Origin of the sequence: Pseudoclavibacter sp. Z016 (assembly GCF_002931215.1) — a bacterium.
Classification (GTDB): Bacteria; Actinomycetota; Actinomycetes; order Actinomycetales; family Microbacteriaceae; genus Pseudoclavibacter.
Window position 1 is genome coordinate 284,364 of the sequence record NZ_PSTU01000017.1, and the last position, 13,608, is coordinate 297,971.

Genomic DNA, 13,608 nt, shown 5'->3' on the forward strand with positions numbered 1-13,608 from the left:
GAATTCGTTGCTTTCCGGAGCCGCCCGCCGGGCCTCCGAGATCAGCCTCCCGTGCCGTTCGTCGGGGGAGTGGAACTGGTCGGCGTCGGCTGGGGGACGGTCGCCGAACCGGTCGGCGAGTCGGCACTCGTGTTGCCCGAGCCGCAGGTGGCGCTGTACGAGGCTTCGACGATCGTCGAACCCTCTTCGACGTTGACGTTCACCGAGGTTCCCGTCACGCTGCCCGGTGATTCGGCGCCGGACACGTTCACGTTGTACGCGGAGAGGCTCTGTCCTGGAGGGCACTGGAACGAAGGCCAGCTGATGGTGGCCTGCGTGCCGGCCGCGTTGACGGTGACGGTAGGTGCCGTCGTCGGGGTGTTCGGCGTCTCCACGTTCGCGTAGACCGTGAGCGTCACGGTGGAACCGAGGTCGACGGTCCCGGTGGGGCTCACCGCCGTGACCGTGTTGACGTCTTCCTGGTTCGTCGCGACAGGGCCCTCGGCTCGCGCCGGCGTCAGCCCGAGCTCGGAGATGCGGTTCGCCGCCGTGTCGTAGTCGAGGCCGAGGAAGTCAGCCTGCGCGATCGAGACGGTGGTCGGCGTGCTCACGCTTGGGGTCGGCTCCTGCGACGGAGTCTCGGCCGGCGTGGTCTGGGTGATCGAGGGCGGCGGTGTCGTCGCCCCATCGGCGTCGGTGTTGTTGGTCACCAGCGCGAACGCGAACCAGGCGAGGGCCGCAGCGAACAGGATGATCGCGCCGATGAGCACCCACAGCCAGGCAGCCGGCTTCTTGCGCTCCTCGTCGGCCGGGGAGACGAGCGAGGTCGACTCCTCTTCCGCGCCTTCGACGGGGGGTCCGCCGATGAGCGTGTCGAAGTCGTCCTTCATGACCTCGGTCGTGCCCGCGGCCGTGCCGAGCACGGTGGTGCGCGCACCCTCGTCCATGATGGCGGTGCGATCGAGCGGAGCGGTGGCGTCACCGACCTCGTCGGCGGACGTCAGCCCGAGGACCGCGGGGACCGCCTGCGCTGCACGCGTGACGTTGCCGTCGCGCAGCGCGCGAGCAGCTCGCGCGAAGACCTCCGCCGAGACCGGCCGGTCTTCCGGCTTCTTCGCGATGGCAGCGAGCACGAGGTTGCGAACCGGCTCTGGCACCGTCACGGGAAGCGCCGGGGGTTCGTCGTTGATGTGCGCCATGGCGATCGCGACCTGCGATTCGCCGGTGAATGGTCGCCTGCCGGCGAGCGCCTCGTAGGCGACGATGCCAAGCGAGTAGATGTCGGTGGACGGGTTCGCGGCGTGGCCGGAGGCCTGCTCGGGCGAGAGGTACTGGACGGTGCCCATGACCTGGCCCGTCGCCGTGAGCGGCACCTGGTCGGCGATCCGAGCGATGCCGAAGTCGGTGATCTTCACGCGACGGTCCGGCGTGATGAGCAGGTTGCCTGGCTTGATGTCGCGGTGCACGAGACCCGCCTTGTGAGCGGCGTGCAGGGCGAGCGCCGTCTGCGACACGATGTCCATGACCTGGTCGGGCGGCAGCACCCGCTCGCGCTCGAGCACGGTCGACAGCGCCTCGCCCGGCACGAGCTCCATGACGAGGTAGGCGGAGCCGTTCTCCTCGCCGTAGTCGTACACGTTGGCGATGCCCTCGTGGTTCACGAGTGCGGCGTGCCTCGCCTCAGCGCGGAAGCGCTCGAGGAAGCCAGGGTCGCCCATGTACTCGTCTTTGAGGATCTTGATGGCAACGGTGCGCCCGATCACCTGATCGGTCGCCTCCCAGACCTCGCCCATGCCGCCGATGGCAATGCGCGAGCTCAGCTTGTATCGGTCTCCGAACGAAACACCTGCAGCTGGTCTCATCTGCTCAGCACCGCCTTCATCACTTGCTGCCCAATCGTCGCCGCCAGGCCGTTTCCGGTCCCAGACTGTCCCATTCCGCCACCGTCTTCGAGCACTACCGCGACCGCGATCTGCGTATCGCCCGATTCGGCGAATCCTGTGAACCACAGCGAGTACGGCTCACCCTGGCCGTTCTCCGCGGTCCCTGTCTTGCCAGCCACGTTGATCCCGTCAATTCTTGCATTACTGGCAACGCCCGAGTTCACGCTGCCCTCCATCATCGACTGGAGTGACGCCGCAGTCTCCTCGCTGATGGCCCTGCCATAGCTCGAGATCTCCGGCCCCTGGATCTCCTGGAACGTCGGAGTCTGGATGCTCTCGACAAGCGACGGGTTCATGACCTCGCCGCCGTTGGCGATGGCCGCCGAGATCATCGCGAACTGGAGTGGGGTCGCCCGCACGTCGAACTGGCCGAAGCCCGTCAGGGCGAGCTGCGCGTCGTCGTCGAGCGCCGTCGGGTAGCTGCTCGCGCTCGCCGTCATCGGGATCTCGAATTCGTGGTTGAAGCCGAACGCCTCGGCCATAGCGCGTACCTTGTCGGCACCGAGGTCCATGGCGAGCTGCGCGAACGGCACATTGCACGACTGCTCGATGGCGATACGGAGGTTCGTCGTGTCGCCGCTTCCGCACTTCGCGCCGGCGGACGGGTTGTTCACCGAGACGTTGGTGCCCGGGAGCGTGAGCGTCGCCGGGTTCGGGAGCGGGGACTCGGCCGTCGCGAGCCCGTTCTCCAGTGCCGCGGCGGCGACGACCAGCTTGAACACCGAGCCGGGCGGGTTCATGTCACCGCCGATCGCGCGGTTGCTGAGCGGATCGTTCGGGTCGGCCAGGAGCGCGTTGTACGACTCGAGCACGCTCGTCTGATCGTGGCTCGCCAGCAGCGCCGGGTCGTAGGTCGGCGTCGAGTACATGGCCAGGATCGCGCCCGTCGCCGGGTTGATCGCCACAGCCGCACCCTTGTACTCGCCGAGAGCATCCGCCGCCGTCTGCTGGGCGACGGGGTCGATCGTCGTCTCGACGAATGCGCCAGCAGGGTCCTGGCCAGTGAAGAGACGCTCGAGGCCCTGGAAGAACTGCGTGTCGCTGTTGCCCGAGAGCTCGGGATTCAGGGCGCCCTCGAGGCCCGTGGATGCCCCGTCGACCGAGTAGTACCCGGTCACGGCGGCGTAGAGGGGGCCGTTCTCGTACTGTCGCTCGTACTTGTAGGCAGTGTCGACGGGCGTCGAAGATGCGATCGGCGTCCCGTTGACGAGGATCGGCCCACGCTGGATCTCGAAGCTCTCCTCACGGGTCCGGCTGTTGCGCGGGTCGTCCCGGAGCGACTCGGCCTGGAAGACCTGGATGCTCGTCGACGCCACGAACAGCGACATGAACATGATCATGACGAGGACGCCAACGAGGCGGATGTTCTTGCTCATTCGTCGATCGCCTCCGTCGGCACGTTACGCACGGTGTCGCTCAGTCTGAGAAGGATCGCGACAATGATCCAGTTGGCGAGCAGGCTCGAGCCACCTGCCGCCATGAACGGCATCGTGAGGCCCGTCAGGGGGATGACCCGCATGACGCCACCGGCCACGACGAAGACCTGCACGGCGATCGTGAACGCGAGGCCCGTCGCGAGGAGCCGCCCGAAGTCGTCGACCCCCTGCTGGCCGATGCGGAAGCCGCGCGCCACGAAGATCACGAAGAGCAGCAGCACGACGAAGATGCCGGCCATGCCGAGCTCCTCGCCGATGGCCGCGATGATGAAGTCGCTCGACGCGAGGGGGGTCGTGCCTGGGCTGCCCGAGCCGAGGCCCTTGCCGATGAGACCGCCGGCCGCGAGGCCGAAGAGTCCCGTCACGAGCTGCCCGCTGCCGCCGTCGGCGAAGTACATCTCGTCCTCGAACGGGTCGAGCCAGGCGTGGACGCGGAACTCGACGTAGCTCAGCGACGTCGCCGCGATGATTGCGCCGCCGATGAACAGGCCGAGGCCGATGAGCACCCACGAGAGGCGCCCCGTCGAGACGAAGACCATGACCAGGAACAGTCCGAAGTACAGCAGGGAGGTTCCCAGGTCGCGCTGGAAGACCAAGACCCCCATGCACACGGCCCACACGACGAGGATCGGTCCCAGGTCCCTGATGCGCGGGAAGCGCATCCACAGGAACTTCTTGCCGACGACGGAGAGCGAGTCGCGCGCGGTCACGAGGTAGCCCGCGAAGAAGATGGCGAGCGCGATCTTCGCGATCTCACCGGGCTGGAACGAGAAGCCCGCGACGCTGATCCACACGCGCGCGGCGACGTCGGTGCGCCCGAGGCCCGGGATGAGCGGCAGCAGCAGGAGGACGATGGCGATGGCCATGAACACGTACGTGTAGCGCTGCAGCACTCGGTGGTTCTTGAGCAGGATGAGCACCACGATGGCGACGCCGACGGCGAGCATCGTGAGCACGATCTGCTGCGTCGAAGCAGTCCAGAACACACCGTCGTTATCGGAATTGCCGATGTCGATGCGGTAGATCATCGCGATGCCGAGGCCGTTGAGCACCGCCGCGATGGGCAGGATGAACGGGTCGGCGCCCGGCGCGCGGAAGCGCAGCACGATGTTCACGCCGAGGGTCAGCGCGCCGATGATGGCCGACAGGGTGACGACGTTGAAGTCGAAGGTGCCGCGCACGCCGAGCTGCACGAGCAGCAGCGCCGAGAAGTTGATGATGAACGCGAAGACCAGCAGGCCGAGCTCCATGTTGCGGAGCCCCTGACCCGTCTTCCTCGGGGCGCCTGGTACGACTGGCGCCTCTTCGCGTTGCTTACTCAGGAATGGCATCTCGGAGCCGTTCCACGATCTCGTTGGCGGCCTCGCGGTCGCCGGCGCTGATCGTCTTGTCGACCTGCGACTGCTGGTACTCAGGCAGGCTCGAGATCTTGATGTCGGTCGTCTCGGTGAGCTCGTGCAGGGTGATCGGGCCGATGCCCTGCTGCACGCCCTGGTAGACGGCGACGTAGCCGACGCTTTCACCGACGTAGTACTGCTGCTGCGTCCAGTTGTAGGCGAGGAGCCCAGCACCGGCGACCGCCGCGAGGAAGACGATGGATGCCGCGAGCCACGAGACCTGCCGGAGCCGCTTGCGTCGCTTGTCCTCCGCGATGAGCTCCTGCAGCGCCTCGTCGCTGAACGGCACGAACTCCTCGTCCTGCGGGCGAGGGGCTGGCCGCCGTAGGGGGTGCAGGATGGACGGGATGATCTGGTTGCTGCGCTTCTGCAGGTTCGCCGAGTAGCGCAGGGGGTTCGCGGCCGACCCCACGACTCGCGTCTTCATCGGCTCGAGCGGCTCGGGGCCGATCTCGAGCATCACCACGGTCACGTTGTCCGGTGCGCCGTTGTCGAGCGCGAGCTGCACGAGGTCATCGCTGATCTCGCGGCTCGACTCGTCCATGCGGGCCAGGGTGCGCTCGATCTGCGACTCGTCGACGTAGCTCGAGAGGCCGTCCGAGCAGAGCAGCCAGCGGTCGCCCTCCTGGATATCGAAGACCTCGGTGTCGACGTCGGGCCTGGTCTCGACGTCGCCGAGCACGCGCATGAGCACCGAGCGCCTTGGGTGCGTGAGCGCTTCCTCCGCTGTGATGCGGCCCGCATCCACGAGCCGCTGCACGAACGTGTGGTCGACGGTCATCTGCACGAGGGATCCCTCGCGGAAGCGGTACACCCGCGAGTCGCCGATATGCGCGAGCACGAGGGACTGGCCGACGAGGCTGAGGGCGCTCACCGTGGTTCCCATGCCGCGGAGCTCGCTGTGCTCCTCGACGGCACCCGCGATGAGGGCGTTCGCGTCGAGGAGCATCTCCGTCATGGCCTGCTCGGCATCATCGGTGCTCGAGTACTGCTCGTCGTTCTCCGCGAAGTGCTTGACCGCGATCGCGCTCGCCACGTCACCGCCGGCGTGCCCGCCCATGCCATCCGCGACGACGAACAGGTTGGTGCCGACGAAGCCGGAGTCCTGGTTGTTGCTTCTGACCTTGCCGACGTGGGAGACGGCGCCGGCGCGCGCGATGACCAGCATGCCTATCGCAGCTCGAACGTCGTCGTCCCGATGCGGACAGGCGTGCCGACCGGTACGTGGGTCGGCTGGGAGACGCGCTTGCCGTTGACGTAGGTGCCGTTCGTCGAGTCGAGGTCCTGCACCATCCACGCATCGTTCCAGAGCAGCAGGCGCGCGTGGTGCGTGGAGCTGTAGTCGTCCTGGATGACGAGGTCGGAGTCGCCGGATCGGCCGATCGAGAGCGGTTCGCTGCGCAGCGACAGCTCCGTGCCGCGCTTCGGCCCGGAGGTGATGACCAGCTTGCTCGGCCGCTCGGAGCGCGCAGCCGGACTGGGCACGGGGGTCGGCGGCCGGTGGCTGCCGGGACCAGCATCGCCCGAGTCGGAGGAGCGGACGGGAGCAGCAGGCGCGGGGGCCGGTGCCGCCGCCGGTGCCGCGTCGTTGTCGGCCGAGGCGAACACCTGCTGGCGCGACTTCTCCATGGCCTGCTTGTAGGCGGAGGACCGAGTGCCGAAGAGGTCGCTGCGAAGCGAGTAGATGACGGAGAACACGAAGATCCACAGCGCGGCCAGGAAGGCGAGGCGCAAGACGAGGAGAGTCAGCTCACTGGTCACGTGAGGCCTCCCTGTCGCGGGAGGTACCCGGTGTCGTCGCTCGGGTCGGCCTGGGGGATCACCCGGAACACAATACGGTGACGACCGATCTGAATCGTCGAATCGGGCTCGAGACCCGCCTGGGAGATCGAACGGCCGTTGACCTTCGTGCCGTTCGTCGAGCCGAGATCGCGGATACCCGCACGCTTCCCGTCCCACACGACTTCGGCGTGCTTTCGCGAGGCGCCGGTGTCCGCGATCGTGATGTCGGCTTCGGAGCCGCGCCCGATGACCGTCGATCCGACGCCCACGTGGATGCGCTCGCCATCGACGTCCAGGATGGGAGCCCAGGCGACTTGGCCCTGCACGCTGCGCGAGTCGACCTCGATGCGCCCCTCGGAGAGCGAGTCGTTCTCCAGGAACTTGATGCTGAGGCCGCCCGAGAACTGGTAGCCCTGCTTGGCGGCGTGCTGCTCGACGACGCGCATGAGCTCGTCCTGGATGCCAGCGATCTGCGAGATGCGCGTGTAGTCGACCTGCGACATCTGCACGTTGAAGCGATTCGGGACCAGTACGCGGTCGCGTGTGACGATCGACGCCCTGGTGTCCATCTCGCGTTTCAGCGCGGCGCTGATCTCGACGGGCTGGAGCCCAGAGCGGAAGGTCTTCGCGAACGCACCATTGAAGAGACGCTCGAGCCCACGCTCAAATCTGTCGAGGATTCCCACATGTCTCCTGGTTCTCGAGGGCACGCAACAGCCCGCACCGGGTGGCGCGAATCTGTTTCATGCTAACGGCACTGGGCTGGATGTCCGACTTCTTTGCCTTGGCTATGGGCTTCCGGTGCCCCGCCTGGGCGCTTCCCGGAGGGCGTTCTCGGGTCTGAAACGCGTGCATCCACGCCTCGGTTTCGCACTCTGCGACAGTGTCTGGTAATCTCTCGGAGGTTGGCGCGAGTGGCGGAATTGGCAGACGCGCACGGTTCAGGTCCGTGTGCCTTCGGGTGTGGGGGTTCAAGTCCCCCCTCGCGCACCAGGGTCCCAGAGCAAGAGCACTGGGAATGCGAAACCCCCGGAACTTCGGTTCCGGGGGTTTTGTCGTCCCGGCGCGAACCCACACCGGTGGACTTATGTCGAGCTTCAGGACTTGCTAAGGTGGCCGATCTGTCGAGCGTCGCCGCTCGGGTAGGTCGAGGCGGCGACGTCCTCGGTCCGAGGCTTGAAACCTCCAGCACTCGCTTTCTGAGAACCTGGAGGGTTTTCTTGTCTTCTGACGCGTCTTCCGTCGAGCGCGCATCCGCGCCACGCACCATCTCCAAGTGGTGGGCACTCGCCGTGCTCGCCCTCACCCAGCTCGTCGTCGTGCTCGACGGCACGATCGTCACGATCGCACTGCCGCAGGCGCAGATCGACCTCGGCCTCACCGACGTGCAGCGGCAGTGGGTCGTCACCGCGTACGCCCTCGTCTTCGGAGCGCTCCTCCTGCTCGGCGGTCGTATCGCCGACTACTGGGGACGCAAGCGCGCCTTCCTCGTCGGCATGATCGGCTTCGGGGTCGCCTCGGTCTACGGCGGCTTCGCCCAGAGTGCCTTCGACCTCATCCTCGCCCGCGGACTCCAGGGGCTCTTCGCAGCGCTCCTCGCCCCAGCCGCTCTCGCGCTGCTCACCGTCAGCTTCCCCTCCGGCAAGGAGCGCACCACCGCGTTCGCCGTCTTCGGCGCCATCGGCGGAAGCGGGGCCGCGGTCGGCCTGGTGCTCGGCGGAGCGCTCACCGAGTTCGCCAGCTGGCGCTGGTGCCTGCTCGTCAACGTCTTCTTCGTCATCGCCGGTGTCATCGGCGCGCTCATCGTCCTGAAGGAGAGCAAGGCAGAGGGCGACAACACCTACGACCTCTGGGGCACCGTCACGGTGTCGCTCGGGCTCGGCTCGCTCGTCTACGGGTTCAGCCTCGCCGAGGAGGGCTGGGGATCCCTCGGGACCATCGGCTTCCTCGCGCTCGGCGTTGCACTCCTCGCCGCGTTCGTGTGGATCGAGACCCGCGTCGCCCAGCCCCTGCTCCCGCTGCGGGTCGTGCTCGACCGGGTGCGCGGCGGAGCGTTCCTCATCCAGGCCGTCATCGGCAGCGTGCTCATCGGTGCCACCATGTACCTCGCGCTGCACCTGCAGATCGTCATGGGAATGGAGCCGCTCGTCGCTGGCCTCGCGAACGTCGCGATGACCGTCGTCATCCTCGTGTGCGTCCCCGTCTGGGCGCGTCTGCTCCCCAAGTTCGGGCCACGCCCGTTCATGGTCGTCGGCCCGATCGTCGTCGCCGGCGGACTCCTGCTGCTCTCCGGTGTGACCGTCGACGGCAGCTACCTCACGCACATCCTGCCCGGACTCGTGCTGCTCGGCATCGGCCTCTCGATGATCTTCGTCCCGCTGCAGAACCTCGCGCTCACGGGCGTGGAGCCGCACGACGCTGGCGCCGCCGCGGCAACCGTGAACTCGACCATGCAGATCGGCGGGTCGATCGGCCTCTCCGTCTTCACCGTGTTCTACGCGAACGCCGTCGCTTCGGGACTGGAGGCGGGCGAGACGCAGCTGCAGGCCTTCACGAACGGCTACTCGGCGGTCTTCCTGGCCGCGGCGGGTGCCATGCTCCTCGCGGCGCTCATCGCCGGCTTCATGATCAGGGGCACCAAGGACCGCCCGCTCGTGCAGTCGGAAACAGCAGAGCAGGACTCCCTCGTCTCGATGCACTGACGCGCGCCCTGACCAACTTCAGTGCTGATCTGGTCGTTCCGGGTCGTCTCGGGCGAATCCGGGGCTTCTCTGCACTGAAGTTGGTCAGTCGTCGTCGCTAGCTGCCGTCACTCCAGCGCTCGAGACCGTGGCCGTCGACCGATCGGCCGCCGAGCTGCACCGAGTCGTCGCCGAGGTTCACCGCGAGGAGAGCACGCTCGCCCTCGCTGCCCTCGGCGATGAACAGGGCCGCCGTGTTCGCGAGCTCTTCCGTGCGGATGCGCGCTGTCGCGAGCCAGGGATGCTGGCGCCGGAACGCGATCGCGTCTCGGTGCGCCTGCGAGTAGGCGTTCTCCGGCCACTCCCTCGGGTCGCGGGGAAACTCCGGCCTGATGGCGTCGTCTCCACCGGCCCGCTCCTCCTTCAGCGCCTCGAGCCCTCGCTCGTCGCCCGCGTACACGCTCGGGGCGCCCGAGAAGAAGAACAGCATGGCGATGGCGATGGCGTGGTTGCGCTCATCGTCGATGGCGCTCGCGATGCGCGTCACGTCGTGGTTGCCGAGGAAGGTCATCGGCAGGAAATGCTCCGCGAAGTCGTTGTGTCGCTGCAGCGACCAGTCGAGCTCGAAGAGGTTCTGCTCCTGCACGGACGAGCGCAGCGCCTTCCACAGCTCGTACTGCGTCACCGAGTCGAGGCCGGACTCTCGCACGTACCCCTCGTAGTCGCCGTGGATGACCTCGCCGACGAACCAGGAGTCCGGGAACCGCTCGCGCAACGGGTCGATCGTCGACCGCCAGAACAGCGGCGGGACCGCGTAGGCCGCGTCGAGGCGCCATCCGTCGACGCCCCGCTCCAGCCAGTGCGCCATGGCGACCTCGACGAGCTCGACGACCTCCGGATGCTGGTGGTTGAGCACCACAAGCGCGTCGTGGCCCTCGAACACGTCGACGGGGAGTCCATCGACCTCGCGTGCATCCGCGCCTCTCGCGAACCGCGCGGCGGCTCCCGAGTCGGGCCCCGCCTCGACCGCCTCGCGCCACCACGGGTGCTCGCGGCCCACATGGTTGAAGACTCCGTCGAGGAGCACGCGCACGCCGCGTTCACGGCAGGCGGCGATGAGCGCGTCGAAGTCCGCGTCGTCGCCGAGCCGCGGGTCGATGCGGAGATGGTCGACCGTGTCGTAGCCGTGGGTCTGCGACGCGAAGATCGGGCCGAGCAGCAAGCCGTTGAGGCCGAGAGCGACGAGTTCGTCCAGCCACGCCGTGATGCGATCGAGGCGGTGCTCGACCGGGCTCGAGAGAGGAGTGCCCGCCGTATCCGCACCGACGAAGCCGAGCGGGTACACGTGCCACCAGAGTGCGGTCTGCGGCCAGGGCTGAGGAGCTGGAGTCATCGTCTCAGGCTAGTGACGCGGTCTGGGAAGCACTCCGTGAGCTCCTGCGACCCGCCCGCCTCGCCTCGGCGTGAAAGACTGCCTTGGTCCTACCCCCGACAGCACCGAGGAGTCCCCACAGATGTCGATCACCCCGCGCTCAGGCTCCTCCTACTTCCTCTCGCACGGTGCCTACGAGGCCTCGATCTCCAGCGTCGGCGCGACCCTGCGCGAGCTCACGCACAACGGCAGGCACCTCGTGCACACCTTCGACATGGATGAGGTTCGGCCCGCGTACAAGGGGGCGACGCTCGCCCCATGGCCGAACCGCATCATCGACGGTCGGTATCGCATCGAGGGGCAGGAGCTGCAGCTGCCCCTCTCCGAACCCAAGCGCGGGCACGCCCTGCACGGCCTCGCCCTCTGGCTCGACTTCACACCGGAGGATGTGCGCCCCGACCTCGTCGTGCTGACGGCCACGATCGAGCCGCAGACGGGCTACCCGTTCCGCATCGAGGTGCGCACGAGCTATGTGCTCGGCGACGACGGCCTCACCACGACGGTGGAGCTGCGGAACGTCGGAGCCGGGACCGCACCGGCCGGCGCATCCACGCACTCGTACCTGGTCGCCGGCGAGGGACAGATCGACGAATGGACCCTCGAGTCTCCCGCGCAGAAGCTCATGCACGCCCACGGCGCACGTCTGCTCCCCGGCTCTGTCGTCTCGGTCGAAGAGGTCGCGGGGGCCTTCGACTTCCGCGCCGCCCGGCGCATCGGCGAGATGGAGATTGACCACGCCTTCACCGATGTCTTCGGCGAGGGCGACACCGCCACGGTGACGCTCACGACCCCCGACGGCACGGGCGTCGGCATGACCTGGGGCACGGACGCACCGTGGGTGCAGGTCTTCACGAGCGACCAGCCTGGCATCGAATGGGACCGCCAGGCCGTCGCGGTGGAGCCCATGACCTGCGCACCCGACGCCTTCAACTCCGGCCTCGACCTCGCCTGGCTCGAGCCCGGCGAGAAGCTGGAGACCTCGCAGCGCATCTTCGCGATCTGACGATCGAGCCTCTCAGGGAGGCCGTCCGCGCGCGGGCCTCGAGCGTCACGATCTCGAGCGTCACGACCTAGAGCGTCACGACCCCGATCGAGGCGATGAGCGCGTGGTCCCTCTCCAGATGGGGGAGCATCGCCGCCCCGTCCAGCGGGTGGCTCTCGCCCACCGCCACCCGAGCCTCCGGCACCCGCTCGAGCAGCGAGCGCCGGAACGCCGCGGCCACATGCGGCGACGAGAACACGTTGCCGATCGCCCGCACCTGCACGACCTCACGCCCGCCGGGCAGACCGACCCGCGCGAGCCCGGCCGCGACCGAGGCGGCCAGCTCCGAGCCCGCCGCCGCCAGGATTCCAGCAGCGACCGCATCCGTCTCCGCCAGGTCGCCGACCGACCGAGCGAACGACGCGATGTGACGGACCTTCCCCTCGTTCGTCTGCAGCGACACGTACATGCTCGGCAGATCCGGGTGGTGGGCGAGCACGACCTCGGTGAGCGCCGTCTCCGGGCCACGGCCATCGAAGGCGCGCATCACCGAGTCCAGCGCGGCGCGACCGATCCAGTACCCGGAACCTGCATCTCCGACGAGGTAGCCCCAGCCGTCGACCTGCGCGAGGCGTTCCTCGCCGACCGCGAGCGTCACGACACCCGTGCCAGCGGCGACGACCGCACCGAGCTCGGACCCGAGGGCCCCCAGGAAGGCCGAGATCGAATCGTGCGCGATGAAGACTCTCGCGACGCCGAACTGCCCGACCAGCAGAGCGAGTTCATCCGCAACCGTCTGCGCGTGCGTCACCCCCGACACGCCACCGGACACCGTGACCCCCGTCAACCCAGAATCTCGCAGCGACTGCTCCACGACGCTCGCGAGCTGGGGCGCCAACGGGAGGTCGGTGCGAATCGCGGCGAAGGAGCGAACCTCGCCAGAATCGATCTGCGAGCGGATGCCGCTCTGGCCAGCGTCGATGGCAAGAACAGGCGAGGGGGAGAACGTCGTCGTCATGCACCGAATCGTATTGCAGAGAGGCGACGGGCAGAGGTGCCCGCGTCACGAACACACCAACGGTCCTAGGGTGAACGCATGACGACACCGAGCCAGTGGAACGGACAGCACAGCCCCGACCCCCAGTCGAACGCAGCCCAGGGCGCGTCCGGCTACGGCACCCCGCCGAGCGGCACACCCGCCGCCTACGGTCCTGCTGGTCAGGCGCCGTCGGGGCAGGGATACGGTCAGGTAGCGGGTGACCCTCAGCAGCCTGGCGAGTACCAGCAGCCCGGCGGCTATGCACAGCCCGGCGGCTATGCCCAGCCTGGGGGCTACGCCCAGCCCGATGCCCACCAGCAGCCGGGGAGCTATGCCCAGCCTGGCGAGTACGCCCAGCCGGGTGGCTACCAGCAGCCGGGCAGCCCCCAGCAGGCCAAGGCGCCGAGTCGAACGCAGCTGGCCAGCTTCTCGAGCCTGCGCGAAGAGCTCTCCTTCACGACGAACCGCTTCGGCATGATCTCGCTGGCGAGCGCGCTCGGAGGGTGGGCGATCAACACGTTCCTCTCCTTCGTGATGAGCATCCTGGCGCGCACTGGCGGCTACGAGATCTACGGGGTGCTGAGCCCCGCGACCGGCATCCTGCAGCTGCTGACCTCCGGTGCCGCCATCGTCTTCGGCGTCCTCGCGCTTCGAGCGAGCGGATGGCGCAACATGCCAGCCGCTGTCGGCTCCGTCGTCGGCGTCATCACCCTCGTTCCCGCAGTTCTCTTCTTCCTCATCGGCCTGATCCCGTTCTCCTACTGATCAGGATCCCTGGCCGTTCTTGTAGAGGTCCGCAAGAGGACACCGCGTTTCGTCGTACTAAGCTCACACCTTGGCTGCGTGTCACGCGGCCGTACGCGGTCGAGCAGACCCGTGCATCCAGTCGATGAATGAGGCGAGAGTTCTGAACGCTCCAGCGAGCCCCCACCCCAAG

11 protein-coding genes and 1 tRNA gene are annotated in these 13,608 nt (G+C 67.9%); 4 read left to right on the forward strand and 8 right to left on the reverse strand.

Annotation, left to right across the window (positions count from 1 at the left end; translation table 11 throughout):
• Window positions 1-41: 41 nt before the first annotated feature.
• The 6 genes from C5B99_RS16590 to C5B99_RS16615 are packed head-to-tail and all read right to left on the reverse strand — an operon-like array spanning window position 42 to window position 7,223.
• On the reverse strand, window positions 42-1,841 hold the full coding sequence (locus C5B99_RS16590) for a protein kinase (RefSeq protein WP_104244074.1): 1,800 nt from the start codon (window positions 1,839-1,841) through the stop codon (window positions 42-44).
• Window positions 1,838-3,298, reverse strand: a complete 1,461-nt coding sequence (locus tag C5B99_RS16595) for a penicillin-binding protein 2 (protein ID WP_104244076.1) — start codon at window positions 3,296-3,298, stop codon at window positions 1,838-1,840. Before C5B99_RS16595 ends, C5B99_RS16590 begins: the two co-directional genes overlap by 4 nt.
• On the reverse strand, window positions 3,295-4,689 hold the full coding sequence (locus C5B99_RS16600) for an FtsW/RodA/SpoVE family cell cycle protein (RefSeq protein WP_104244078.1): 1,395 nt from the start codon (window positions 4,687-4,689) through the stop codon (window positions 3,295-3,297). The genes C5B99_RS16595 and C5B99_RS16600 overlap by 4 nt, the downstream gene beginning before the upstream one ends.
• A complete protein-coding gene (locus C5B99_RS16605; RefSeq protein WP_181063011.1) occupies window positions 4,673-5,923 on the reverse strand; it encodes a Stp1/IreP family PP2C-type Ser/Thr phosphatase in 1,251 nt (416 codons plus the stop codon). The genes C5B99_RS16600 and C5B99_RS16605 overlap by 17 nt, the downstream gene beginning before the upstream one ends.
• Window positions 5,924-5,925: 2 nt before the next feature.
• Entirely contained in the window at window positions 5,926-6,516 is a 591-nt protein-coding gene (locus C5B99_RS16610) for an FHA domain-containing protein (RefSeq protein WP_104244080.1), read from the reverse strand.
• Window positions 6,513-7,223, reverse strand: coding sequence for a DUF3662 and FHA domain-containing protein (locus tag C5B99_RS16615; RefSeq protein WP_104244082.1), 711 nt, complete (start codon window positions 7,221-7,223; stop codon window positions 6,513-6,515). Before C5B99_RS16615 ends, C5B99_RS16610 begins: the two co-directional genes overlap by 4 nt.
• A gap of 222 nt (window positions 7,224-7,445) precedes the next feature.
• Between C5B99_RS16615 and C5B99_RS16620 the strand changes: the two genes are divergently transcribed.
• Window positions 7,446-7,530, forward strand: a tRNA-Leu gene (locus C5B99_RS16620).
• A gap of 227 nt (window positions 7,531-7,757) precedes the next feature.
• On the forward strand, window positions 7,758-9,239 hold the full coding sequence (locus C5B99_RS16625; RefSeq protein WP_228496671.1) for an MFS transporter: 1,482 nt from the start codon (window positions 7,758-7,760) through the stop codon (window positions 9,237-9,239).
• A gap of 97 nt (window positions 9,240-9,336) precedes the next feature.
• Here C5B99_RS16625 and C5B99_RS16630 read toward each other — a convergent pair whose 3' ends face one another.
• Window positions 9,337-10,611: an alpha-amylase family glycosyl hydrolase gene (locus C5B99_RS16630; RefSeq protein ID WP_104244084.1), complete on the reverse strand. Its 1,275-nt coding sequence runs from the start codon at window positions 10,609-10,611 to the stop codon at window positions 9,337-9,339.
• A 121-nt stretch (window positions 10,612-10,732) separates the two neighbouring features.
• Here C5B99_RS16630 and C5B99_RS16635 point away from each other — a divergent pair, with 121 nt between their 5' ends.
• Window positions 10,733-11,653 carry an aldose 1-epimerase family protein gene (locus C5B99_RS16635; protein WP_104244086.1) on the forward strand — a complete coding sequence of 307 codons (921 nt, stop codon included), beginning with the start codon at window positions 10,733-10,735 and terminating at the stop codon, window positions 11,651-11,653.
• A 67-nt stretch (window positions 11,654-11,720) separates the two neighbouring features.
• Here C5B99_RS16635 and C5B99_RS16640 read toward each other — a convergent pair whose 3' ends face one another.
• Window positions 11,721-12,650 (reverse strand): N-acetylglucosamine kinase, encoded by a 930-nt coding sequence (locus tag C5B99_RS16640; protein WP_104244088.1) that lies wholly within the window; start codon window positions 12,648-12,650, stop codon window positions 11,721-11,723.
• A 78-nt stretch (window positions 12,651-12,728) separates the two neighbouring features.
• Here C5B99_RS16640 and C5B99_RS16645 point away from each other — a divergent pair, with 78 nt between their 5' ends.
• Window positions 12,729-13,436 carry a hypothetical protein gene (locus C5B99_RS16645; protein ID WP_104244090.1) on the forward strand — a complete coding sequence of 236 codons (708 nt, stop codon included), beginning with the start codon at window positions 12,729-12,731 and terminating at the stop codon, window positions 13,434-13,436.
• Window positions 13,437-13,608: the final 172 nt, after the last annotated feature.